This is a genomic window from Polaromonas sp. P1_E3 (assembly GCF_056405935.1).
In genome coordinates this window covers 1-21,926 of sequence record NZ_JBFUBD010000023.1, presented here as the reverse complement: position 1 = coordinate 21,926, position 21,926 = coordinate 1, and the positions used below count along the sequence as shown (strand labels likewise).

Annotated in this window: 26 protein-coding genes and 1 riboswitch; of the genes, 10 read left to right on the top strand and 16 right to left on the bottom strand. The window is 62.6% G+C overall.

Going from position 1 to position 21,926, the window contains the following annotated elements:
* Positions 1 to 97: 97 nt before the first annotated feature.
* The 8 genes from phnD to AC1D0Z_RS06150 form a co-directional block, all read right to left on the bottom strand.
* Positions 98 to 1,063: a phosphate/phosphite/phosphonate ABC transporter substrate-binding protein gene (gene phnD, locus AC1D0Z_RS06185; protein WP_477657362.1), complete on the bottom strand. Its 966-nt coding sequence runs from the start codon at positions 1,061 to 1,063 to the stop codon at positions 98 to 100.
* A gap of 214 nt (positions 1,064 to 1,277) precedes the next feature.
* Entirely contained in the window at positions 1,278 to 1,793 is a 516-nt protein-coding gene (locus tag AC1D0Z_RS06180) for a DinB family protein (RefSeq protein WP_477657368.1), read from the bottom strand.
* A 17-nt stretch (positions 1,794 to 1,810) separates the two neighbouring features.
* Positions 1,811 to 2,017, bottom strand: a complete 207-nt coding sequence (locus AC1D0Z_RS06175) for a DUF1737 domain-containing protein (RefSeq protein WP_477657361.1) — start codon at positions 2,015 to 2,017, stop codon at positions 1,811 to 1,813.
* 70 nt (positions 2,018 to 2,087) lie between these two features.
* Positions 2,088 to 3,401, bottom strand: a complete 1,314-nt coding sequence (locus AC1D0Z_RS06170) for a D-amino acid dehydrogenase (protein WP_477657360.1) — start codon at positions 3,399 to 3,401, stop codon at positions 2,088 to 2,090.
* 121 nt (positions 3,402 to 3,522) lie between these two features.
* Positions 3,523 to 3,631: riboswitch (glycine riboswitch) on the bottom strand.
* A gap of 189 nt (positions 3,632 to 3,820) precedes the next feature.
* Complete coding sequence (locus AC1D0Z_RS06165) at positions 3,821 to 4,354, bottom strand: GrpB family protein (RefSeq protein WP_477657359.1); 534 nt, start codon at positions 4,352 to 4,354, stop codon at positions 3,821 to 3,823.
* Positions 4,355 to 4,486: 132 nt separating this feature from the next.
* Positions 4,487 to 4,969 (bottom strand): thioredoxin domain-containing protein, encoded by a 483-nt coding sequence (locus AC1D0Z_RS06160; protein ID WP_477657358.1) that lies wholly within the window; start codon positions 4,967 to 4,969, stop codon positions 4,487 to 4,489.
* The gene (locus tag AC1D0Z_RS06155) at positions 4,966 to 5,697 is read right to left on the bottom strand and encodes an alpha/beta fold hydrolase (RefSeq protein ID WP_477657357.1); all 732 of its coding nucleotides are present in this window, start codon (positions 5,695 to 5,697) and stop codon (positions 4,966 to 4,968) included. Before AC1D0Z_RS06155 ends, AC1D0Z_RS06160 begins: the two co-directional genes overlap by 4 nt.
* Positions 5,697 to 6,929 carry a CaiB/BaiF CoA transferase family protein gene (locus AC1D0Z_RS06150; RefSeq protein WP_477657356.1) on the bottom strand — a complete coding sequence of 411 codons (1,233 nt, stop codon included), beginning with the start codon at positions 6,927 to 6,929 and terminating at the stop codon, positions 5,697 to 5,699. The genes AC1D0Z_RS06155 and AC1D0Z_RS06150 overlap by 1 nt, the downstream gene beginning before the upstream one ends.
* Before the next feature lie 216 nt (positions 6,930 to 7,145).
* Here AC1D0Z_RS06150 and AC1D0Z_RS06145 point away from each other — a divergent pair, with 216 nt between their 5' ends.
* The 3 genes from AC1D0Z_RS06145 to AC1D0Z_RS06135 all read left to right on the top strand — a co-directional run bounded on the left by AC1D0Z_RS06145 (position 7,146) and on the right by AC1D0Z_RS06135 (position 8,907).
* Complete coding sequence (locus tag AC1D0Z_RS06145) at positions 7,146 to 7,661, top strand: hypothetical protein (protein WP_477657355.1); 516 nt, start codon at positions 7,146 to 7,148, stop codon at positions 7,659 to 7,661.
* A gap of 92 nt (positions 7,662 to 7,753) precedes the next feature.
* Positions 7,754 to 8,134 carry a DUF1801 domain-containing protein gene (locus AC1D0Z_RS06140; RefSeq protein WP_477657354.1) on the top strand — a complete coding sequence of 127 codons (381 nt, stop codon included), beginning with the start codon at positions 7,754 to 7,756 and terminating at the stop codon, positions 8,132 to 8,134.
* 20 nt (positions 8,135 to 8,154) lie between these two features.
* Entirely contained in the window at positions 8,155 to 8,907 is a 753-nt protein-coding gene (locus AC1D0Z_RS06135) for a hypothetical protein (protein WP_477657353.1), read from the top strand.
* Positions 8,908 to 8,922: 15 nt separating this feature from the next.
* Here AC1D0Z_RS06135 and cynS read toward each other — a convergent pair whose 3' ends face one another.
* The 8 genes from cynS to AC1D0Z_RS06095 all read right to left on the bottom strand — a co-directional run bounded on the left by cynS (position 8,923) and on the right by AC1D0Z_RS06095 (position 16,058).
* A complete protein-coding gene (gene cynS / locus AC1D0Z_RS06130; RefSeq protein ID WP_477657352.1) occupies positions 8,923 to 9,366 on the bottom strand; it encodes a cyanase in 444 nt (147 codons plus the stop codon).
* Between the two features lie 61 nt (positions 9,367 to 9,427).
* On the bottom strand, positions 9,428 to 10,294 hold the full coding sequence (locus AC1D0Z_RS06125; RefSeq protein ID WP_477657351.1) for an ABC transporter ATP-binding protein: 867 nt from the start codon (positions 10,292 to 10,294) through the stop codon (positions 9,428 to 9,430).
* Entirely contained in the window at positions 10,284 to 11,144 is an 861-nt protein-coding gene (ntrB, locus tag AC1D0Z_RS06120; protein WP_477657350.1) for a nitrate ABC transporter permease, read from the bottom strand. The genes AC1D0Z_RS06125 and ntrB overlap by 11 nt, the downstream gene beginning before the upstream one ends.
* A 169-nt stretch (positions 11,145 to 11,313) precedes the next feature.
* Positions 11,314 to 12,717, bottom strand: a complete 1,404-nt coding sequence (locus AC1D0Z_RS06115) for a CmpA/NrtA family ABC transporter substrate-binding protein (RefSeq protein WP_477657349.1) — start codon at positions 12,715 to 12,717, stop codon at positions 11,314 to 11,316.
* Between the two features lie 316 nt (positions 12,718 to 13,033).
* Positions 13,034 to 13,453: a CBS domain-containing protein gene (locus tag AC1D0Z_RS06110; protein ID WP_477657348.1), complete on the bottom strand. Its 420-nt coding sequence runs from the start codon at positions 13,451 to 13,453 to the stop codon at positions 13,034 to 13,036.
* Between the two features lie 152 nt (positions 13,454 to 13,605).
* Complete coding sequence (locus AC1D0Z_RS06105) at positions 13,606 to 14,274, bottom strand: response regulator transcription factor (RefSeq protein ID WP_477657347.1); 669 nt, start codon at positions 14,272 to 14,274, stop codon at positions 13,606 to 13,608.
* Positions 14,271 to 15,446, bottom strand: coding sequence for a sensor histidine kinase (locus AC1D0Z_RS06100; protein WP_477657346.1), 1,176 nt, complete (start codon positions 15,444 to 15,446; stop codon positions 14,271 to 14,273). The genes AC1D0Z_RS06105 and AC1D0Z_RS06100 overlap by 4 nt, the downstream gene beginning before the upstream one ends.
* A 12-nt stretch (positions 15,447 to 15,458) precedes the next feature.
* Positions 15,459 to 16,058: a hypothetical protein gene (locus tag AC1D0Z_RS06095; RefSeq protein ID WP_477657345.1), complete on the bottom strand. Its 600-nt coding sequence runs from the start codon at positions 16,056 to 16,058 to the stop codon at positions 15,459 to 15,461.
* Between the two features lie 227 nt (positions 16,059 to 16,285).
* Between AC1D0Z_RS06095 and AC1D0Z_RS06090 the strand changes: the two genes are divergently transcribed.
* The 7 genes from AC1D0Z_RS06090 to AC1D0Z_RS06060 form a co-directional block, all read left to right on the top strand.
* Positions 16,286 to 16,843, top strand: a complete 558-nt coding sequence (locus AC1D0Z_RS06090) for a hypothetical protein (protein WP_477657344.1) — start codon at positions 16,286 to 16,288, stop codon at positions 16,841 to 16,843.
* 15 nt (positions 16,844 to 16,858) lie between these two features.
* Entirely contained in the window at positions 16,859 to 18,169 is a 1,311-nt protein-coding gene (locus AC1D0Z_RS06085) for an MFS transporter (protein ID WP_477657343.1), read from the top strand.
* Entirely contained in the window at positions 18,166 to 18,609 is a 444-nt protein-coding gene (locus AC1D0Z_RS06080) for a PTS sugar transporter subunit IIA (protein WP_477657342.1), read from the top strand. Before AC1D0Z_RS06085 ends, AC1D0Z_RS06080 begins: the two co-directional genes overlap by 4 nt.
* Positions 18,578 to 18,847 (top strand): HPr family phosphocarrier protein, encoded by a 270-nt coding sequence (locus AC1D0Z_RS06075; RefSeq protein WP_477657341.1) that lies wholly within the window; start codon positions 18,578 to 18,580, stop codon positions 18,845 to 18,847. Before AC1D0Z_RS06080 ends, AC1D0Z_RS06075 begins: the two co-directional genes overlap by 32 nt.
* Before the next feature lie 209 nt (positions 18,848 to 19,056).
* On the top strand, positions 19,057 to 20,820 hold the full coding sequence (ptsP, locus tag AC1D0Z_RS06070) for a phosphoenolpyruvate--protein phosphotransferase (protein WP_477657340.1): 1,764 nt from the start codon (positions 19,057 to 19,059) through the stop codon (positions 20,818 to 20,820).
* Positions 20,821 to 21,027: 207 nt separating this feature from the next.
* A complete protein-coding gene (locus tag AC1D0Z_RS06065) occupies positions 21,028 to 21,486 on the top strand; it encodes a Spy/CpxP family protein refolding chaperone (protein ID WP_477657339.1) in 459 nt (152 codons plus the stop codon).
* Positions 21,479 to 21,926: DUF4260 domain-containing protein (locus AC1D0Z_RS06060; RefSeq protein ID WP_477657338.1), on the top strand; the 448-nt coding region annotated here is incomplete at its 3' end. The genes AC1D0Z_RS06065 and AC1D0Z_RS06060, both read left to right, overlap by 8 nt.

Sequence of the window (21,926 nt, the reverse complement as noted above, 5' to 3'; positions counted from 1 at the left end):
CCTGCGCAGGCTTGGACGGGCGACAGAGGCGAAGCGTCTCGCGAGCCGCGGCCTGCAAGGCCTCGGGAGCTACACGAAGTGAGCGACCGTGGGGGCCTTACTTCTTCTGGCTGGCGCGATAGACCTGCATCACCGTCGCGAAGTCGCGATCAAAGTTGATGGGCAGGAAAGTGTCGTTGCCGGGCAGCTGCTTTTTCAGTGTGGGCGAGAAGTTGTAGCTGAACGAGCATTTCTTCACGCGTGCCTGCAGTTCGGGCGAAACGTCCTTGCTCATGGTCCAGGTCTCCGTCATGAAGGGAGGGCTTTCCCAGATCGTGCGGATGCTGGAGCCTTTGACGTCGCCCTTGACGACCATGCGCTGGTACAAGTCGCTGGCCACGGCCGCAGCCGGGAAGAAGCCGTGCATCACACCCGTGACGGAGCGCTCATGCCCGTTGGAGAACACCACTTCGTAATCCTTTTCAGGCGTCAGGCCCAGCGCAGGGAACAGCGCGCGCGGCGCCAGGTTACCCGAGTTCGAGGTTGGCGTGGTGTGCGCGATCTTCTTGCCGATCAGGTCTTTCGGTTCCTTGTACGGGCTGTCGATGCGGGTGATCAGAATCAGCTTGTAGGAGTTGCGCAGGCCCGTGGCCTTGTTGCCTGGCACCCCATATGGTGCGGGCTGGCCGGCGGTGACCAACTGCGCRGCCAGGCCGGGGTTGACCTGTGCCAGCTGGACCTTGCCGGTCGAGATGCCTTCAATCAGCTCTTTTTCACCGAGGATGTCGATGTTGCTGGTCTTGTCCATCGATTCGCCTTGCGCGTTTTGCAGGTCGATGTTTCCGCAGCGTGACAGGTGGCTGAAGTAGTCGCCCCACAAGGCCATGGTTTCGCTCTTGCCGTAGGTTTTGGGCATGGCCACGACCATTTTTTCGCGTGGGCCGGAATATTTTTCGGGCGCAGGGGCAGCCGCCGCGGCTTTCGCCTTGCGTGCGGGCTTCGCCTCGTCGGTCTGGGCTGTTGCTGAACCCAGGGCACAAGCGGCGCTGGCCAGTATTGCTGCATGGCGCAAATAGAACTTCATGAGTGATCATCCCGGTAGTTGTGGATAAAACCGCATGTGCGGTCGCGCGGCAGAGACGCCGGTTAACCCCAGTGTGCGTCCAAACTAACGTTTACTTACAGGTCGACTGACTCTAAAGGGTCATAAAGTGGGATTGCGTCAGAAAGTTTGTAGTTTTTTCGTTGAAAGAAGGGCGTCGAGGTAGCGCGCAAAATGCCTTTGCTGATAAGCGACGTTACAAATCGGTCCCGGCATCCGCCATGCGAGCAGCAGCCACCTTCCCGAGCAGCCATTGCAGTCCGGCCAAGTGCTGCTGGTCGTGGCTGCACAGGTAGTGCACCAGGCTGCGCAGTGTGAGCGCGCCGTAACCCTCGAATTGCGCCGTGCGGTCCAGCTGCTGTGGCGCAAGCCCTGACAGCATTTCCAGGGTTTGGGTACGTGCCTGCCTGAACTCCGCAAAGACCTTCCGCACATCAGCCGTGGCGTAGCTGCGTTCTTTCTCCAGCACGTAGCCGTCCAGCGATTCCAGCACGGGCCTGGTTTCTGACAAGGTGCGCTGAAACCGCACGTGGTACCCGTCGACCTCGATATCCCTGACGTGGCAGACCTGCGCAATGGCGGTGAAGTGTTCGCTGGGAATGCCTTCCCACGACGGTGGCGTCCAATTCCGGTGGCTTTCAGGAACAGCCTCGTAGAACTGCTCCAGCTGGCGCGGAAAATCCGCCATGGCCTGAAGCGTTGCAGGGTTCAGGGGCTGGTCGACGTGCATCAGTTCGGCTTTCGCAGCGAAGGCCACAGCACCGCCTGCGCCACGATGACATTCTCGCCATTGAAGGTCGCCGCCGGCGAACCGTAAAGCTCGTAGCCCAGCGCCAGGGCCTCACTCACCCGGCGGCAAAAGCCCGCGTCGTCCGGGCCGGTGAGGAGTCTGTAGGTAGGAAGACCGTCGGGGGGCGTGGTGGCGGGTGATGTCATGGCGGCGGGCGGCATATGAACGGAGGGCGATATTACCGTGTCTGCCCCCATGCTGCAGCGCGGCCCCGGCTCAGGCCTTCACCATCCCCGGCAAGGCCATCACACGCCCCGGCGCCGGCATCCCGGTAAAGGCAAAGTCGACCTCCGGCACGCGACCGCTCACGATGTCGGCAATCGCCGCGCCCGAGCCGCACGCATGCGTCCAGCCCAGCGTGCCATGGCCCGTGTTGAGGAAGACATTGGAGGTCTTGCTCTTGCCGATGTAAGGGACGTTGCTCGGCGTGGCCGGGCGCAGGCCCGTCCAGAATTGCGCGCCTTCGCCATCCGTCATCTGGGGAAAAAGCTGCTTCACGCGGCGCACGATGGCATTGCAGCGCACCAGGTTCAGCTCGGTGTTGTAGCCATTGAGCTCGGCCGTGCCAGCAATGCGCAGGCGGTTGCCAAAACGTGAAAACACCAGCTTGTACTCGTCGTCCGTCAGGCTCACCTGGTAAGAAGCGGTTTCGTTGATGACGGGCAAGGTGACCGAATAACCCTTGGCCGGGTAGATGCGCAGGCTTTGCCCCAGCACCCTGGCCCACTGCGCGCTGAAGGCACCCAGGCACATCACATACGCATCTGCTTTCAGCATTTCGACCTTGCCGCCGGCCTCGCCGCTGCCCATGGCCACCTGCACGCCGTTCAGTTGCCCCTGCGCAGCGTCCAGGCCCAGCACGGTGGTGTTGTACAAAAATTTCACACCGGCTTGTTCGCAGCGCGCAGCCAGCGCGGCGGTAAACGCGTGCGCGTCGCCGGACTCGTCGCTGGGTGTCATGCTGCCGCCGACGATGCTGCCGCGGCATTGCGCCAGCGCAGGTTCAATCGCCACGCACTCATCGGCGGTTTTCATGTCGAGCTCGCAGCCGTGCTCGCGCATGATGCGTGCGGGCTCCTGTGCGGCGTCGTACTCGGCCTGGCTGGTGTAGAAGTGCAGGATGCCTTTGGTCTGCGCGTTGTACAGCAGGCCCAGTTCGGCACGCAGCTTTTGCAGCGCGCCGCGGCTGTACATGCCCAGGTTCACGATCTGCTTGATGTTTTGTGCCGTGCGCGCGGGCGTGCAGTTGCGCAAGAACTCCAGCCCCCACAGCCACTGGTTCACATCGGCGCGCAGCCTGAAAAGCAGCGGCGCATCTTCACGAGCCAGCCACTGCAGCACTTTCAGCGGCGCGCCCGGGTTGGCCCAGGGCTCTGCGTGGCTTACCGATATTTGCCCCCCGTTGGCAAAGCTGGTTTCCATCGCGGCGGCGTTGCGGCGCTCGACCACCGTCACTTCATGGCCGCGTTGTGCCAAATACCAGGCTGTGGTGATCCCCGTGACACCAGCCCCCAAAACCATGACTTTCATGGCGATTCCTTTTCATTCAAGCAGAACATTGCAGTTGCGCAAGTGCTTCAGTGTCTTGGGGGTGGCTTGAATCAAAAGAAACGTGGCAACCGCCATGCATCACCTGTCAGCATGCTTGCGGCCGCTTCCACTGTCCTTGGTACCTGAGAGATTCAACCGGCGCCTGGGCGCTGGCTTTGCTCCTTCGGTGCGCCGCACATTGCGTGCGGCGTCTCTCCAGACGGCTGTGTGTTCCGGGCAGTACGGGACCTGAGCGATTATGGAAGTTTGCGCCTTCGGTGGCTGCCTTGGGGGCAGCGCTCTCCTGCTTGAACGGGTTTGAATTTACCACCGAAGCCTGTTTTGCCAAGCGCCGAGGGGGCGTTCAGTACCGGTCTAGCGGGTTGATTCAGGCGCTTAATAGTAGGGAACAGGGACGCTCAGCCCTCGCTCACCGCGTTCACAAAGGCGGCTTTGGCATCGGTATAAGCCTCGCGGTCGCTCGGGTGCTTTGCGGCCAATTCGGCCTTGAGCGCGGCATACCGCGCCGCCAGCGCAGCGTCGGAGCGCAAGGCGTCGCGAAATCGCAGGCGCTGCGCCCACACGTCGCCACCGTAAACCACCACATGCAGGTGATGGGTGCGGCGGCCCCCGGCCTGGCGCATGAACCACTTGCGGTCGGTCAGCGCCGCGTTGAATTCGGCAGAGGTCGTGTAGCCATTGGCGCACAGCGGCGCGGCCAGCGCCTCTGCCGCGGCCATGGACTCCACCCCGGCCAGCAGGTCAATTACCGGCTTGGCAACAAGCCCTGGCACCGCCGTGCTGCCGATGTGCTGGATGCCGATGAACGCGCCCGGAAGGCACGACAGCAGCCGGTCCCGCTCGGCGATGAACAGCGCCGGCCACGCCGGGTCGTAGGGTTCAAGGTGCACCGCCTCGTGAATGGCTGCTGAAAGCAAATCCCGCTCAGTCATGGGTAGATTAGGGGGTGGTGGCGGTTGGTAAGGAAAAGTGCCGGCAAGTCAATAAGGACGAGCGCAAGCGGCTATTAAAAATATAGCAGACTAACTGCGCGGGTAATGGCGTGGCAGCAGGGCAGCGACCAATTACCTGAGCGCCACCGCCGCGCGCCGCGCGGTTGCAAGCCGCTCTTCCAGGTAGGCGCCATAAAAATCAGTAGACGCCAGGCCCACCAGCCGTTCCGCCAGCTCCTGCCCGGCAGGGCCGAGAAACAGCACGGTGGGCGTGAAGCCCGCTTTCCATGCAGCAACCTGGGCTGCGGCTGTCGTCCACTTGCCGTCGAAGCCGGCCAGCGGCGTGACGCGGTCGCTGATGTTGAGCTGCCAGGCCTGCAGGCTGCCGTCACGCTGCGCTGGCAGCAGGTAGTTGCGCCGCACCAGTTCGCAGAAGGGGCAGCCGGGCAGGCTGATGAGCAGCACAAGGGGTTCATTTTTCTGGATGGCAATCCCCGCCGCCACGGGCAGGGACGCGGGCACAGGCAAGGCCGTGTCTTTCGCCAGCGCAAGCCCGGGCAAGGCCAAGCCGCCTACCAAAGCGGCGGTGATTTGGCGGCGGCCCAGCGTGTTCATTCAGCGCTTTCCAGCAAAATCTTTGTCAGCGCAGCCGGTTCGCTGATCATGGGGTCGTGGCCGGTCTTGATCTCTACAACCTTTGAGTTGGGCAGCCATGCGCCGTCCCAAAACTTCGGGTCTTGCACACGCAGCCGGCTGGGCGCGATGGTTGCCAGGGCCGGGTCCACGCAATTAACAAAGGTGCGCGGCACCGCGGCCACACGCTTCACGTCAAACTGCAGCGGCGCCTGGTAGGTGTTGCCGGGGTGGGGTGTCTGCCGGCGCTTCACCCATTCACGATCGGCGTCGTGCAGGCCAAACACCTCCGGGTCCGGCGGCGGAAAGCTGAAGTTGGCCGAAGCCTGTGCCGCCGTCATGCGCTGCTGCTGCGTGGCGCTGGCCTGCGTGCTGCTCCAGCTTTCGCCCGGCTTGGGCACCACAGCGTCCACGTACACCAGGTGTTTGAGGCGTTCGCCCATGCGGTCGGCCACTGCCGTGCCGATCATGCCGGCATAAGAATGCACCGCGAGCACCACATCATGCAGCTCCTCCGCTTCGATCAGGTTAACCACGTCGTTGATGTGTGTGTCGAGGTTGATCGCAGGCGAAAGCAGGTGGGCGCGCTCGCCCAGGCCGGTCAGCGTCAGGGCATGCACACGGTGGCCTTGCGCCTGCAGCGCGGCTGTCACGCGTTGCCAGCACCAGCCGCCGTGCCACGCGCCGTGCACCAGAACAAAATTCGCCATCAGATCACCTCGTTGCGTTTCAGGTCAGACAGCTGCGCGTCCGAGTAGTTCAACACTTCGCGAAGAACCTGTTCGGTATGCTGGCCCAGCAGCGGCGGCGGCAAGTCAGTGCGCACCGGCGTCGCGCTCATGCGGATGGGGCTGGAGACCAGTTTCAGGTCATCCTTTACCGGGTGCTTCCACTCGGTCACCATCTTGCGCGCCTCAATTTGCGGGTCGGCAAACACCTCGGCCAGGCTGTTGATCGCGCCGCAAGGCACCTTGGCCGTCTCCAGCGCGCCCAGCCAGTCGGCTTTGCTGCGCGTCTTCATCACCGCCTCCAGAATCGGCACCAGCTGGCCGCGGTTCTGCACGCGGTTTCGGTTGGTGGCAAACAGCGGGTTGGTCGCCAGCTCCGGTATGTTGGCCACAGCGCAGAACTTCGCATACTGCGAGTCGTTGCCCACCGCGAGGATCAAATGGTCCTTGGTTCCGTCTGCGGCAGGCGCCACTTCAAACACCTGATACGGCACGATGTTCTGGTGCGCATTGCCGGCCCGGCCAGGCGCCTTGCCGCTGACCAGGTAGTTGGCGCCCAGGTTGGCCAGCATCGCCACTTGTGTGTCCAGCAGCGCCATGTCTACCTGCTGACCCTCGCCGGTTTTCTYGGCATGGCGCAGCGCGGCGAGGATTGCCACCGTCGCATACATCCCCGTCATCAAATCCGCCACCGCAACGCCGACCTTTTGCGGTCCGCCGCCTAAGTCGTCACGCTCACCCGTCACACTCATCAGCCCGCCCATACCCTGAATCGCGTAGTCATACCCCGCACGGTCCGCATAAGGCCCGTTCTGCCCAAAGCCCGTGACCGAGCAGTACACGAGGCGGGGGTTGATGGCTTTCAGCGACGCATAGTCCAGTCCGTAGCGCGCCATGTCGCCGACCTTGAAGTTCTCTACAAACACATCGCAATGGGCAGCCAGCGCACGCACCAGCGCCTGGCCCGCAGGCTGCGCAATGTCGCAGGTCACAGATCGCTTGTTGCGGTTCGTACCCAGGTAATAAGCCGCCTCGGTGTCGGCGCCCGCTGCATCCTTCAGGAAGGGTGGCCCCCAGGTCCGTGTGTCATCGCCCGTGCCGGGCCGTTCAATCTTGATGACATCAGCGCCCAGGTCGGCCAGTGTCTGGGTACACCAGGGGCCTGCGAGCACGCGGGAGAGGTCTAGGATGCGGATGCCGGATAGGGAGTTCATGGGGGCATTTTGCCTTTAGCAGTGGATGGGAATCGCGGTCACATTGAAAAACATACAAAGCAATAAGCAAACCGAGCGATGTATCAAATATGTGACTGCCTGCTTTGATTGGAAGATGGACCGAGCAGATTGAGGCTCCTAGAATCGGCAGGACGGTATGCAGCCAGCCATTCGGCTGATCACCAAGCCCTCGCATTGCACATTCCGGAGTCGCCTATGTCCAAACTCAACCGCATTCTCAACTTCAAAGCTCTTGTGGTGCTTGTGTGCGTACTGCTCAGCGGTTGCGCACAACATCGGGAGGTGCCAACTTCGATCTATGTTCCTCCGACGATGTCCATCGGCGCAACGCTATTGGTCTTTCGCGACGCCACTATGCCGACGAACGCAAATGTGGAAGTGCAAATAGATGGCGTAGTTTTGGCGGACCTTCCGCCCTCTCGCTTTACGCGGGTTTCCGTCCCCGCCGGGAAGCATACCGTTGCTGTTGGCTTTCCGTCTCTCATGGACATGCGAGCCAGGCTCGTCATCTCATTTGTTGAAGGCGAAACTCACGTGATTCACTACGACAGCGTAGTGGGGCGCCAAAAGACACTCTTCGGTATACACCCTGATCCCATACCTGGCGTAAAGGTCGATGGACAAGGCGGTTTCATGAGAATTCGTCTCGTACCGCCCGCTGAAGCGTCGCGTGTCATCGCGCAATACCCATATGTGGCACCGCGCCCGTGAGGTTGAACTGGCACTCGTACAGTTCTGCTTACTTTGCAAGTGGCCGGTGATAGCGTCAGACGCTCCACATTTCTCTACACATACTGCTCATGATGAAGAAGTCGACCCCCGCTTCAAGTCCTGACGCGTATGTCGGCACACTGTCCGGCTGGGAGCGTGCCACCATAGAGCAACTGAGGGCTGCTGTCCTGGGCAGCGCCGCGCTGGACGAAGTCATCAAGTGGGGCCACCTGGTCTATTTGTCGAACGGGCCGGTGCTGCTCATCCGCGCAGAAGAAAACCGCGTGCTGTTCGGCTTCTGGCGAGGGCAGCGCTTGCGGGAAACGGACCCGCTGTTAAAACCCGGTGGCAAGTACGAAATGGCGACGAGAGAGTTTCGCGAGGGCGATGAGGTCAACGCCGCCTTGTCGCGCCGGCTTGTTAAAGAGGCGGTGCGGCTTAACAAGGCGCTTGGCGACCCCACGAAGCTCTGATATGCGGATTGCATGACAACATGAACCTGTTCTTGAGAGTTCGAACAACGGCCGCCTTGGTCTTTGCGACGGGTCTTTGGAGCCTGTCGGTGCCAGCCCATGCGCTTTCTTGTGTGGGGGTCGACGACCGATTCTTTGTTCAATGTTCTAACGGCAGCTGCGCGGTGAAATTTCGGGCGAGGGATATTCCTGCGCCCGGCGCTTGTGCAAGACGTACCGTGGTCGAGGCCGTTCCCGTGGACGTAGCCGAAGTTCTCCTGCGTCGGGTCTCGAATGAACTGGGTTCTGGGGACTACGAGGTCACCCTTGTCCATCGCTATTACGCAGACCCCCCCGTAAACGCCGAAGAGCTCACCCGAGCACTTGCGGCGCATGAACTCAAAGCGCCTCGTGTCCGTATCAGCCGACTTTCTGCCGGGTCAAGTCCGGACCAGCTCCGTGAAGATTGGACAGGGCAAGCCCGGTGGTCGCTGTTTCGGCTGTTCGCATACTGGACCTTCGAACTTGCCCTTCTTATTGGTGGTTTGTACGTGTTGTATCGAACAACGTCCATCTTCCGCCAACGTTTGAAGCTGGTGCGCCGCGTTTCGCTCGCTGGCCCTATTGCCTTTCAAGTGGGACTTTTTGTCCTGGCTATTTCTTGCCTGGGCTCTATGTCCGGCCCTTTCTTGTTGAGCTTGGTCGCTCCTGTGATCCTCCTCATTTGGCTCTTTGAGATAGGCGCTTACTTCTGGGCGCGCCATCGGTCAAGAAGTGCGCTCAGTTCTCCCTAGGTCTCGCCAGCCGCATCAATAAGTCTTGTACGGCAAGAACTTCCCCGACAACACCACATTCACCCGATCCCCCTTGGGGTCCGGCTGCCGCACGATGTCCATGCTGAAGTCGATCGCGCTCATGATGCCGTCGCCGAATTCTTCGTGGATCAACTCTTTGATTGTGGTGCCGTAGACGCTGACGATTTCGTACCAGCGGTAGATGAGGGGGTCGGTAGGAATGGGGGTAGGCAGTGAGCCTTTGTAGGGCACAACTTGCAACCATTTTTGCTCTTCGGCTGTCAGGCCGAAAATCTTGCCGATCACTTTGGCTTGCTTGGCGTCAAAGGTCATCTGGCCCAGGCAGCCTGCCGTCGTCCACTCTTTGCTGAGGCCGACCTTTTTGGCGACGGATTCCCAGGTGATGCCTTTGCTGACTTTGGCGGTAATGATTTTTTCGGTGATGTCGTTGCGGTTCATGGTCTCTTTGCTCCTGTGTTTGAAATGGATGGGGTGAAGGTGAAAACGTGAAGAGATGCGGTCAGTGCGCCTTGGCGCGTGTGACGAGGAAATCGACAATGTGGTTGCGCAGCTCGTAGTAGCCGGGAAGGTGGTGAAGGCCGGCGCGGGTGCGTTCGCGGGGCAGCGGGTTGATGACTTCTTCGGCGATGCGGCCTGGCGCGTAGACGCCGTCGTTGTCGGTGCCGTTGCTCATCAGCAAGATTCGGTCGGCCAGCAGGATGGCTTCATCCACGTCATGGGTGATCATGAAAACGGTTTGCTGTGTTTCGCGCACGATGGCCATGAGTTCGTCCTGAATGGTGCCGCGCGTCAGGGCGTCGAGTGCGCCGAAGGGTTCGTCGAGCAGCAGCATCTTGGGCTGGATGGCGAAGGCGCGGGCGATGCCTACGCGCTGCTTCATGCCGCCTGAGAGTTGTGAAGGTTTTTTGTCGATGGCGGGTGTCAGGCCCACCATGGCGACAAACTTTTCCACATGCGCATTGACTTGCGCCGAAGTCCAATCGGCCCAGCGTGACACTACCGCAAACGCGATGTTCTTGCGCACGGTGAGCCAGGGCATGAGGGCGTGGCTCTGAAAGACTACGCCGCGCTCCAGGCTGGGGCCGCCGATTTCGCGGTTTTCCATGAAGATGTGGCCCGCAGTGGCGCTGTCCAGCCCCGCCAGCACGTTGAGGATGGTGGTCTTGCCGCAGCCCGAGTGGCCGATGATGCAGACGAACTCGCCCTTGCTGATGGTGAAAGACACATCGGCAAACACCGGCCGTGCGGGCAGGGTGGTACTGAAGTCTTTGCTCAGACCTTCGATTTTGAGGAATCCCTGCATGCTCTGGTGTTCTTTCTTGATGGGGTGAGTCGTGTGAATGCGTGCCGCAAGGTCACTCCACATACGTCACCGCCTTCTGCAGCTGCGCAAAGGCCAGGTCCAGCAGCATGCCGACGATGCCGATGACCAAAATGGCGAAGATCACATTGGTGAGCGACAGGTTGTTCCACTCGTTCCACACGAAGTAGCCGATGCCGGTGCCACCCACCAGCATCTCGGCCGCCACAATCACCAGCCAGGCGATGCCCATGGAGATGCGCATGCCCGTCAGGATGGTGGGCGCCGCCGCCGGCAAGATCACCTGAAAGGCCTTGCGCAGGGGGCCGACTTCGAGCGTGCTGGCCACGTTGAGCCATTCGCGTTTGACAGAAGCCACGCCGAAGGCGGTGTTGATCAGCATGGGCCAGACCGAGCAGATAAAGATCACAAAGATGCCCGAGATCGATGAGTCCTTGATGGTGTAGAGCGCCAGCGGCATCCACGCCAGCGGTGAGATGGGCTTGAGCACCTGGATAAAGGGGTCAAACGCCCGGCGCAGCAGCGGCGACATGCCGATCACAAAACCCAGCGGCACCGCCACCAAGCAGGCCAGCAAAAAGCCCAGGCCGACGCGCGCCAGCGAAAAGCCGAGCTGGATGGCAATGCCCTTGTCGTTGGGGCCGTTGTCATAAAACGGGTCAGCCAGGTGCCGCCACGCGGTTTGGCCCATTTGCAGCGGTGTGGGAAAACCGCCAGCCTTGGCTGTGCCTGGGTCTTTGCCCAGCATCTTCATGTATTCGGCCTGCTCGGCTGAAACAGCCGGCCCCGCTGCGCCGCCTGTGGCTGGCAGCGTGGCCAGCTGCCACGCCGCCAGAAACACCAGCAGCAGCAGGACCGAGACCAGTGTGGCCTTGAAGTTCAGTGACTTGAGCATGCGTCAGATTCCTTCGAAGGGCTCGGGGCAAACGGGAGGGAAACCCCGCGGAGGGGGCGCAAAGTTTTCAAGCCGGGGCCGCGGGACTGGCTTTGCCAGACCGCAGGCGCAGCGGCCCCCTCGGGGGGCAGAGAGCTACACGCAGTGAGTGACCGTGGGGGCCTCATGTTCAGCCCATTTTGTTGATGGCGAAGCTTTTGAGGTACTCGTCCGGCTTGGCCGCATCAAACACCTTGCCCATGATGGTGAACTTGGGGTATGCGCCCTCCGGCGCTTTCTGGCCCAGGTCGGCCATGCGCTTTTTCGCGTCGGTCAGCAGGAAGACTTTTTCGGCGATCTGCTTGTAGTTGATGTCGCCCTTCACATAGCCCCAACGCTTCATCTGCGTCAGCATCCACACCGCCATCGACTGCCACGGGATCGGGTCAAAGTCGGCGCGGTCGGGCACGGTCTTGATATTGCCCAGCCCGTCGGCAAACCGCCCGGTCAGCACCTGCGAGAGAACGGTTTCGGGCTGGTTCAGATAGGCCTGGGGCGCAATCACCTTGGCGATCAACTCGCGGTTTTTGGGGTCGCGCGCCATCGCCGCGGCCGTGAGCACCGAGCGGTACAGGGCCGCAAAGGTGTTGGGGTTCTTCTGGATGAACTCCGTGGAGGTGCCAAACGCGCAGCACGGGTGGCCGTTCCACAAGTCCTTGGTCAACAGGTGCAAAAAGCCGATTTCTTCATACACCGCGCGCTGGTTGAAGGGGTCGGGGCCGAGGTAGCCGTCAATATTGCCGGCGCGCAGGTTGGCCACCATCTCGGGCGGCGGCACCACGCGGATCTGGATGTCGGTGTCGGGGTTCAGCCCGGCTTCAGCCACGTAGTAGCGCAGCAAAAAATTGTGCATGCTGAACTCGAAGGGCACGGCGAACCTGAAGCCCTTCCACATCTTCGGGTCGCGCTTGTCTTTGTGCTTGTTGGCCAGCGTGATCGCCTGCCCGTTGGTGTTCTGGATGGTGGCCACATTCATGGGCACCGGGTTGGAGCCAACACCCATCGACATGGCCAGCGGCATGGGGCTGAGGAAGTGCGTCGCGTCGTATTCCTTGTTGATCATCTTGTCGCGTATCAGCGCCCAGCCGGCGGTTTTGACGACTTCAACGTTCAGGCCTTCCTTGCTGTAGAAGCCCAGCGGATGGGCCATGATCAGCGGCGTGGCGCAGGTGATGGGAATGAAGCCGATCTTCAGGTTGGTTTTCTCCAGCTTGCCCTTGTCTTGCGCCATGGCCTGCATGGTGCCGACGGGCAGTACGCTGGCGATCGCGGCCATGGCTGTGCCTTTGCCGACGGCACGCAAAAAGCGCCGGCGCACTTCATCCTGCGGGAATAAGGCCTTCACCAGGGTGGCTTCCACAAATTCGTTGGAGTAAGCCTCGAATTCGCTGGTCAGGCTGCGTCGGCGCAATTCAACGGCCGCGCCGTCGGCGTTCATCTCCGGGTGGTGGTCGGCCGGGGCGTGGTCACCGCCGCAGCTGCACTTGAGCATCAGGGGCCGGTCGGCATCGTAGGGAGAGAAGCGTTCAGACATGGCGCGCACCTTTCTTTGGAAGATGCGGCTGTCTTGCAAGCAGCGGGCCAATTTTTGCCAATGGGGGCGAAAGCGCGGCAGCTGCCGCATTTCGCTGTGGATGCCATGACAGGGTGTAGGGCGTCCACTACAAAAACCGGCCCGCATACAGCAACAGCGGTGCCCTCATGGTGGTTTTGGCTGCGCAGGCTTGCGCGCAGACCGATACGCCAGTGTTCGTTTAACCCTGGACGACATCGCGTGCCGGCTCAAAGTGACGCAGGAGTTTTCTCATGCACCAAATTCGCGCAGGACGCAGGGCTTACCCGCGGTGCGGTCAGGCCGGAGACGAGATGTCGGCCAGGGACTGGCCCACATCCTCTTCGTCCTGGCCCTTGACGGCGATATCGCCGATGGAAATGATGCCGGCCAGGCGCTGCGAGCCGTCCAGCACCGGGAGACGGCGAATCTGGCGGGACGCCATGTCTGCAAGGACCGTGTCGAGGTCGTCAGTTTCACGTGCAGTATGGATGTCGGTGCTCATCACGGTAGACAGCGGCGTGCCGCCGTTCAGGCCCTCCGCGACGGCGCGCAGCACGATGTCGCGGTCGGTCACCATGCCGAGCAGCTTGTCGCCCTCGCACACAGGGATCACGCCCACGTCGAGTTCGCGCATGGCTTTCGCGGCAGCGGCCACGGTATCGCTGGGGGTCATGGTTCGCACATTGCGGGTCATCACGTCGGTGACGGTCGTCATAAAAAATACTCCTTGGGTGGGTGAGCCTGGGCTCAGGCTTGAGCGATATCGGAACGACATCGCCGTCTGCAGCCAGCATGCCCTGCGCTTGCGTGTTTTGCCGGTCATGGGCACCCGAGCGGCCGTAGGACAAGGCCGTTTGACGGTTGCGGTCAGCTATCGGCAGGCGCCCTGCCATGGCGCTCGGCATACAGTGCCAGCTCCACGTCGTTTTTGGTGCCGGTTTTTTCCAGGATGCGCAAGCGGTAGGTGCTCACGGTATTGGACGCCAGGCCCAGTTGCGTGCCGATCYCACCCACGGATTTGCCGGCCGTGAGCAGGCGGAACACCTGGTGTTCACGGTGCGACAACGATTCGGTGCCGCCACTGCCGCTGCGGGCCGCGTGGTTGCCGACGGCATTGGCCAGGGCTTCGGCGGCGAGAGCCGACACATAAATGCCGCCCGAGGCCACTTTGCGCACAGCGGCAATCATGTCGTCCGGGTGTGCGCTCTTGTTCAGGTAGCCCGCCGCGCCCAGCTTGATGCAGCGTACCGCGTACTGCTTTTCAGGGTAGGTGCTGAGCATCAGCACTGGCAGGCGGGGCCAGCTTTTCTTCAGCGCCTGCAGCACATCCAGGCCATCGCGCTCGGGCAAGGCAATGTCCAGCAGCACGGCGCTCAGGCCCTTGTCGCCGCCCAAAGCGTCGACGCGCTGCAGGATGTCGGGGCCGGTCTCCGCCTCGGCCACCACTTCAATGTCGGGCGCGTCGGCCAGCACCTGCTTGAGGCCTTCACGCACGATGCGGTGGTCGTCGCCGATCAGGATTTTGAGGGTGCTCATAACTGGATTCGAAGGTTAAAGAGGGAGCCGTGGCCGACCTGGCTGGTGATCTCCAGGCTGCCGCCCAGGTGGCGCGCACGTTCCCGCATGCCCATCACGCCATAGGCATTGGCTGCTTCAAAGGCGGCGGCTTCGGCGCCGCGGCCGTTGTCCTGCACGGCAATGCTGATGTCGCTGGCCGTGGCGCGTATGGTGATGCCCACCCGCGTGGCGGCCGCGTGCCGGCCTACATTGCTGAGCATTTCCTGGAAGATGCGAAAGATGGCGATCGCCGAGGTGTCGGGCAGGGGCGCGGCGTCGGCCACGTCCATCTGCCAGTCCAGCGCGAGCTCGGCGGACTGCACAAACTCATGCGCCTGCCAGTCCAGCGCCGCCCACAGGCCCTGGTGGTCCAGGATGCTGGGGCGCAGGTCGGTGATGATGCGGCCCACGTTGTCGACCGCGCTTTCAATCAGCCGGCCCATGTTCTGGCATTTGCTGCGCATGGTGTCGCGCATGGCCTGTGCGTCGCCGGGTTCGCGCTGCTGCTGTTCGCCCAGGCGTTTGTCGAGCCAGCCGACGTCCATCTTCAGCGCCACCAGCAGGCTGCCCAGCTCGTCATGTACCTCGCGCGCGATGCGCGTGCGTTCTTCCTCGCGCACGGTGTGGGTGTAGGCGGTGAGCTCGCGCAGGTGCTGCAGCGCTTCAGACAGCGCCTGTGTGCGTTCGCTGACGCGTTGCTCAAGCACCGCATGCGCCTGGCGCAGCGCGTCTTCGGCCTGGCGGCGCGCCGAGATGTCGACAAAGGTGACCACCGCGCCCTGCACCACGCCGCCTTCGACGATGGGATGCGACGAGTATTCGACCGCAAACGCGCTGCCGTCCTTGCGCCAGAAGAGTTCGGTGTCGATGCGGCAGGGCAGCGCTTTGCGAAAAGCGTTGAAGATGGGGCAGAGGTGCTCGGGGTAGTGCGCGCYGCCGGCATGGGAGTGGTGCGCCAGCTCATGCATGTTGTGGCCCAGCACGTCGGCGGGGGCGTAGCCCAGTTGCTCGGCGCCGGCACGGTTGATGAAGGTGCAGCAGCCGTCCATGTCGATGCCGAAGATGCCCTCGCCGGTGGATTCGAGCAATTGCGACAGCTTGTCGCGCCAGACAGGCTGGTTGGTGCCGGGAAGGTGGGCGGGTGCGGGCACGGCGTGGTTCGGCTAACCGCCGTAATCCGTAAATTCGGTAAACATCTTGTCAGGGCAACGCCCGCCGGAGCCGTTGCGCTCGTAGTAGTTCCAGCGGTAAGCCATTTCGGTGTTGTCCCGGCAGTCCACACCTTTGTACAGCTTGCCGTACGTGGCTCTGGCGCCTGAGGAGGATCGAAAGCTGTCAAGACTTTCAACGACCAGCACGCCATCTTTGGGATAAACCTTCAGCACGCCAAAAGACGCATTGCTTGGTATGTCGTAATCAACATAGAGTTCGGTCCGCTCAGGATCCGGGCGCGCCTTCTCTATCAATATAAAAACAGCCTGTTGCTGCGCCACCAGCTCTTGCTGCGTCAGGTGGGTAAACGACTCGGATTGCATTTTTTTGCCGAATTTCAGCGCCGGGCCCAGCACCAGCAAAGGTTTTCGCTCGCCTGTCGCGCCAGGGTTGAACCGGTGTTGAAGCGACTTCTTGAACCGGTTGACGACAGCCGAGAATATTTCGTCGTCGCTGAAATTTTGATTCTGCAGCTCCAAAGCCCAGAGAGGGCTTGCAGCGCACAGCAGTAGCGCAGCCAGTAATCGGTGTGTTCTGAAATGCATCGTCATTGAACGGTTGTGAGGGTTGGACCGCATCATGGCATGGCAAAGCCTGAACTTTTTCAATACGGATTCAGTCCACATGCCAGCCATTGAGCAAACATCGTGCCCATCTTGGTGCGTTGGCCGGGACTGTACCCACCCAAAACCGGTACTGAAACTGGCTGGACGGAGGGGCTTGCCCCAAGTTCGCCCCAAAACGGGTCGCTTTTTTGATTCCCTGTAAAGTCCAAGGCATGCTTACGATTTCCGGAGGCGCCGCGCGCCTTTCGCTGCGGCCAGTGGCCGCCTTCTTCCTGACCGCGCTGGTGTTGCTCGTGGCCTGCAGTCCCACATTGAACTGGCGCGAAGTGCGGCCCGAGGGCACGCGCCTGGCGCTGCTTTTGCCCTGCAAGCCCGACAAGGCCGAAAAAGCGGTTCCACTCGGTGGCGCGGCAACCACGCTGCGCATGCTGGGTTGTGATGCCGGCGGCGCCACTTTTGCTGTGGCGGTGGCCGACCTCGGTGACGCGTCAAAAGCGGCGCCTGCGCTGGCGCAGTGGCAAAGCCTCACGCTGGCCAACATGAAAGCCGGGCCTGCGCCGCAGGTCTCCCCGCTCAAGTTGCCCGGCGCTGCCGCGCTGCCGCCGGCTTCACGGGTCAAGGCCGAAGGACAGGGTCCCGATGGCAAACCGGTGAGCGGACAAGCTGCCTACTTTGCGCAGGGTTCGCAGGTGTTCCAGGTGGTGATGTATGCGCCGCGCACCGCGCCCGAGGTGGCCGAGACATTTTTCTCCAGCCTCAAGTTTGAATAAAGTGGCTTGCCTTTCATGACCCGCGCAGAAGCTTCCTTGCCGACCTCCCCGAATACCGCTGCCCCGGCGGCCAGTTCCCATCCGGACCGGCTGGATGCCAAAACCGGCGCCATTGTTTTCCTGGCGTTTGCCGCCGCGTATTTTTGTTCGGCACTGGTGCGCGCCATCACGGCCACGCTGGCGCCGGTGCTGACACAGGAGTTCTCGCTGCATGCGCGCGACCTCGGCTTGCTGGCCGGCGGTTATTTTCTGGGCTTTGCCGCTACGCAGTTGCCGCTGGGCGCCTGGCTGGACCGCCACGGCCCCAAGCGCGTGATCCTGTGCTTTTTAGCGCTGTCGGTGCTGGGCTGCCTGGCCTTTTCGCTGTCCACCAGCTTTGCCTGGCTGCTGGCCTCCCGCGTGTTGGTGGGCATGGGCGTCAGCGCCTGCCTGATGGCGCCGCTCACGGGTTACCGACGCTGGTATGAGCCGGCCACGGTGCTGCGCGCCAATTCGTGGATGCTGATGACCGGCTCGCTCGGCATGCTGGCATCCACCCTGCCGGTGCAATGGCTGATGCCCTTGACGGGCTGGCGGCCGCTGTTCTGGATGCTGGCCGCGATGATTTTGCTGTCGATGGCCGCACTCGCCTGGGTGGTGCCGACATGGCAGCTCAACAAAAAACACGAAAGCACGGAGACCACTGTGTCCTCAAGCACCGACGCCGAAGCCGGCTACGCGCCTATCTGGCGCAGCCGCTACTTCCGCAAGTTGACGCCGCTGGCTTTCTTCAACTACGGCGGGCTGGTGGCTGTGCAAACCTTGTGGGCCGGGCCGTGGATGATCCGGGTCGCGGGCTACACACCGCTGGAGGCCGCCACCGGCCTCTTCTACATCAACGCCTGCATGCTGGTGACATTCTGGAGCTGGGGCATGGTGAACCCCTGGCTGTCACGGCACGGGTGGGGCGCCACCCGCCTGATCACCTGGGGCGTGCCCTTCAGCCTCGTCGCGCTGGCGGTCAATATCGTGGCTGGCACCTCCACCGGATGGCTGGGCTGGGCGCTGTTTTGCGTGGGTTGCAGCGTCATGGGGCTGGCGCAGCCCGCGGTGGGCATGGCGTTCAAGGCCTCGCTCGCCGGCCGGGCGCTCTCGGCCTATAACCTCATGATTTTTGCCGGTGTGTTCACCGTCCAATGGGGAATCGGCCTGCTGATTGACGTGTTTGCCGCCATGGGCCTGGCGCGTGTGGCGAGTTTTCAGGCGGCCATGTCCGTGTTTTTGTGTTGTTGTATCGCCTCATATGGGTATTTCCTCAGTGTGAAAGCTGATAATTCACCGCAATGAACGGCATCTTCATCATCGCCCACGCTCCTTTGGCCTCTGCCCTGCGCCAATGCGTGTTGCATGTCTTTCCGGACAACGCCGCGGGTATTGCCGCGCTGGACGTACAGCCCAACATGCCGCCCGAAGAAACCCTGGCCCAGGCGCGCATCATGCTGGCGCAGCTAGAAACCTCGCACGCCCTGGTGCTGGTCGACGTGTTCGGCGCCACGCCCTGCAACGTGGCGCAAAAGCTGGTGGACGGCGTTCATTCCAAACTCATCACCGGCATCAACCTGCCCATGCTGCTGCGCACCGTGTCCTACCGCCACGAGTCGCTCGATGCACTGGTGGCGCGCGCGCTGATCGGCGCCACGCAGGGCGTGATGCAGGTGGCCATTACCGCACCGCAAAATCAGGTACGCCGAAATCATGATCAAGACCAGCACGAACATCAGCAATAAGCTGGGCCTGCATGCCCGCGCTTCCGCCAAGCTCACCAAACTCGCGGGCAGCTTTGGCTGCGAGGTCTGGATGAGCAAGGGCGAGCGCCGCGTCAATGCCAAAAGCATCATGGGCGTGATGATGCTGGCCGCCGGCATGGGCAGCATTGTCGAAGTCGAGACCAACGGTAATGACGAGCAGGCCGCGATGGACGCGATCCTCGCCCTCATCGCCGATAAATTCGGAGAAGGTGAATGAATGGCCCCCACGCTTTTCACTTCGTGTAATACGCTGCCCCCCGAGGGGGCAGCCCCGCCTGCGGCCCGGCAAAGCCGGAGGTGTAGCCCCCACGGTCGCTCACTTCGTGTGCTCCCTGCCCCCCGAGGGGGCCGCCCGCCTGTGGCCCGGCAAAGCCGGTTCCACGGCTCAGTGTGGCTCGAAGAGACCGTCGTGCTGGGAGTTGTTGCATGACTTTTTCGGTACATGGTTTGGCCGTCTCTCGCGGCATTGCGATCGGCCGTGCCGTGCTGGTGGCGTCCAGCCGTGCCGATGTGGCGCACTATTTCGTGGAGGATGCGAAGACGGCCGACGAGATCACGCGGGTCAGGGTGTCGCGCAATGCGGTGATGGAGGAAATCACGCGCCTGCAGCAAGACCTGCCCAAGGACGCGCCGCATGAGCTGGCCGCGCTGCTCGATGTGCACCTGATGCTGCTGCAGGACGAGCAGCTGATCAGCGGCGTGAAGCACTGGATCACCGACCGCCACTACAACGCCGAATGGGCGCTCACCACGCAGTACGAAATCATTGCGCGCCAGTTCGACGACATGGAGGACGAGTACCTGCGCGAGCGCAAGGCAGACCTCGAGCAGGTGGTCGAGCGCATCCTGCGCCACATGAAGGGCGTGGCGTCGCCGGTGCAGCCCGCGGCCCAGGCGGGCGCCAGCCGCAAGCAATCGCAGCAGGACCTGTTGCTGGACGACACCACGGACGTGCCGCTGGTGCTGATTGCGCATGACATTTCCCCGGCCGACATGCTGCAGTTCAAGCAGAGCCTGTTTGCCGGCTTTGCCACCGATGTGGGCGGCAGGACTTCGCACACCGCCATCGTGGCGCGCAGCATGGACATCCCGGCGGTGGTCGGGGCGCGCAGCGCCAGCCAGCTGATCAAGCAGGACGACTGGGTCATCATCGACGGCGAAGCCGGGGTGTTGATCGTCGACCCGTCGCCCATCATCCTGGCCGAATACGGTTTCAAGCAGCGCCAGGGCGAACTCGAGCGCCAGCGCCTGAACCGCCTCAAGCACACGGCAGCGCTGACCATCGACGGGCAGAAGGTCGAACTGCTGGCCAACATTGAACTGCCCGAAGACACGGCCGGCGCAGTGGCGGCGGGCGCCGTCGGCGTCGGGCTGTTTCGCAGTGAATTCCTTTTCATGGGCCGCAGCGGCAAGCTGCCCGACGAGGAAGAGCAGTACCAGGCCTACCGCAAGGCGATTGAGGGCATGCACGGCCTGCCCGTCACCATCCGCACCGTCGATATCGGCTCCGACAAGCAGCTGGACCGCCACAAGGCGCAGGACACCCACCTCAACCCGGCGCTGGGCCTGCGCGCGATCCGCTGGAGCCTGGCCGACCCGCCGATGTTTTTGACGCAGCTGCGCGCCATCCTGCGCGCGGCCGCCCATGGCAAGGTCAACCTGCTGGTGCCCATGCTGGCGCACGGCAGTGAAATCCGCCAGACCATGGCGCTGATTGACCGCGCGCGTGCGTTGCTCGACAACAAAGGCGTGCCCTACGGGCCGGTGCGGCTGGGCGCGATGATCGAGATCCCCGCCGCGGCGCTGACGCTCAAGCTCTTCCTGAAGTACTTCGACTTCCTGTCCATCGGCACCAACGATTTGATCCAGTACACGCTGGCCATCGACCGCGCCGACGAGGCGGTGTCCCATCTCTACAACCCCTGCCACCCGGCCGTGCTGCGTCTGATTGCCGACACCATCAACGAATGCAATGCGCAGGGCAAGGGTGTCAGCGTCTGCGGCGAAATGGCCGGCGACGTCACCATGACGCGGTTGTTGCTGGGCATGGGTTTGCGCAGCTTTTCCATGCACCCGTCGCAGATCCTGGCGGTCAAGCAGCAAATCCTGCGCGCCGACGCCGCCAAGCTGCAGCCCTGGGCCGAACAGGTGCTGGCCTGCGAAGAGCCAGCGACGATGCTGCAGGGTTGAGGGCTGCATTGCCGTCGCCGCTATTAAAAAGATAGCTGCTTGCGCACGTCCTGATTGGGCTGTAGCCCGAAAACGTTGGTAAATCGCGCCCCTCTGCCTGTTCAGGGCCGCTGAAACAAAGCGAAACACGCCGCAACCGCGCTGCAAACAGCCCGCGGCCTCCCGCCGGCACCATGAGGAACCTTCACTTCTTCTTCGAGGCTCTTCATGAAACATCGCGTTAAAAAAATCCTGCTCGGCCTTTTCGGCGGGGCGCTCATCGTCGGCAGCCTGGGTGCGTGCTCGCACGGCGGCCACGGCTGGCACGGCGACGCGGGCTCGGCCGAGGCACGCGCCCGCATGGTCGAAAAAGTCAGCTCCCGCCTGGACCTGGACGCCGCGCAAAAGCAGAAGCTCGCTGTACTGGCCGACAAACTGCAGGCACAGCGCGCGGCCCTGCGCGGCACGGCCGAACCGCGTGACGCCGTTCGCGGCCTCTTTGCCGGCAACAAGCTGGATCAGTCCGGCGCCAAAAAGCTGATCGAGGAAAAAACCGCCGCGCTCCAGTCAGGAAGCCCGGAAGTGATCGCCGCGGCGGCGGACTTCTTTGACAACCTCAAACCTGAGCAACAGCAAAAAGTGCGCGACTTCATGGAGCGCGGCCGCCGCTGGGGCTACCGTGGCTGAGGCAGTGTTCTTCCCGGTGGGCCGCACGGCAGCAACCGCTGTGCGCCGCATCGCCACGGCGGCTGCACCGGGCAGCGCCAACGGCGGCGTGCGCCTGCTGCTGCGTGCCGAGGGGCTGGCGGTGGTGGCCGCGGCGACTGCGGCTTACGCCCAGTTCGGCGCGGGATGGGGCTGGTTTGCGGCACTCTTCCTGCTGCCCGACCTGTCTTTCCTGGCCTACCTGGCCGGCCCGCGCGCCGGGGCTGCAGCCTACAACGCCATGCATTCCTACTTCGGCGCCATAGCCCTGTTGGCGGCTGGTGTGCTGGGCGCGGCCCCCATGCTGGTGGCCGGTGGCCTGGTCTGGAGTGCGCATATCGGGTTTGACCGCCTGCTGGGCTACGGCCTCAAGTACGGCGCCGGCTTTGCGTATACCCACTTGGGGCGCATCGGGCCGCAGG

Bases quoted from the DNA above. Each gene is read 5' to 3' on its own strand.
- AC1D0Z_RS06115 (WP_477657349.1), bottom strand. From the start codon at position 12,717: ATGTCTGAACGCTTCTCTCCCTACGATGCCGACCGGCCCCTGATGCTC.
- AC1D0Z_RS06110 (WP_477657348.1), bottom strand. From the start codon at position 13,453: ATGACGACCGTCACCGACGTGATGACCCGCAATGTGCGAACCATGACC.
- AC1D0Z_RS06065 (WP_477657339.1), top strand. From the start codon at position 21,028: ATGAAACATCGCGTTAAAAAAATCCTGCTCGGCCTTTTCGGCGGGGCG.
- ntrB (WP_477657350.1), bottom strand. From the start codon at position 11,144: ATGCTCAAGTCACTGAACTTCAAGGCCACACTGGTCTCGGTCCTGCTG.
- AC1D0Z_RS06085 (WP_477657343.1), top strand. From the start codon at position 16,859: ATGACCCGCGCAGAAGCTTCCTTGCCGACCTCCCCGAATACCGCTGCC.
- AC1D0Z_RS06075 (WP_477657341.1), top strand. From the start codon at position 18,578: ATGATCAAGACCAGCACGAACATCAGCAATAAGCTGGGCCTGCATGCC.
- AC1D0Z_RS06165 (WP_477657359.1), bottom strand. From the start codon at position 4,354: ATGACTGAGCGGGATTTGCTTTCAGCAGCCATTCACGAGGCGGTGCAC.
- AC1D0Z_RS06160 (WP_477657358.1), bottom strand. From the start codon at position 4,969: ATGAACACGCTGGGCCGCCGCCAAATCACCGCCGCTTTGGTAGGCGGC.
- AC1D0Z_RS06155 (WP_477657357.1), bottom strand. From the start codon at position 5,697: ATGGCGAATTTTGTTCTGGTGCACGGCGCGTGGCACGGCGGCTGGTGC.
- AC1D0Z_RS06175 (WP_477657361.1), bottom strand. From the start codon at position 2,017: ATGACATCACCCGCCACCACGCCCCCCGACGGTCTTCCTACCTACAGA.
- AC1D0Z_RS06145 (WP_477657355.1), top strand. From the start codon at position 7,146: ATGTCCAAACTCAACCGCATTCTCAACTTCAAAGCTCTTGTGGTGCTT.
- cynS (WP_477657352.1), bottom strand. From the start codon at position 9,366: ATGAACCGCAACGACATCACCGAAAAAATCATTACCGCCAAAGTCAGC.
- AC1D0Z_RS06140 (WP_477657354.1), top strand. From the start codon at position 7,754: ATGAAGAAGTCGACCCCCGCTTCAAGTCCTGACGCGTATGTCGGCACA.
- AC1D0Z_RS06080 (WP_477657342.1), top strand. From the start codon at position 18,166: ATGAACGGCATCTTCATCATCGCCCACGCTCCTTTGGCCTCTGCCCTG.
- AC1D0Z_RS06095 (WP_477657345.1), bottom strand. From the start codon at position 16,058: ATGACGATGCATTTCAGAACACACCGATTACTGGCTGCGCTACTGCTG.
- AC1D0Z_RS06135 (WP_477657353.1), top strand. From the start codon at position 8,155: ATGAACCTGTTCTTGAGAGTTCGAACAACGGCCGCCTTGGTCTTTGCG.
- AC1D0Z_RS06170 (WP_477657360.1), bottom strand. From the start codon at position 3,401: ATGAAAGTCATGGTTTTGGGGGCTGGTGTCACGGGGATCACCACAGCC.
- ptsP (WP_477657340.1), top strand. From the start codon at position 19,057: ATGACTTTTTCGGTACATGGTTTGGCCGTCTCTCGCGGCATTGCGATC.
- AC1D0Z_RS06090 (WP_477657344.1), top strand. From the start codon at position 16,286: ATGCTTACGATTTCCGGAGGCGCCGCGCGCCTTTCGCTGCGGCCAGTG.
- AC1D0Z_RS06125 (WP_477657351.1), bottom strand. From the start codon at position 10,294: ATGTGGAGTGACCTTGCGGCACGCATTCACACGACTCACCCCATCAAG.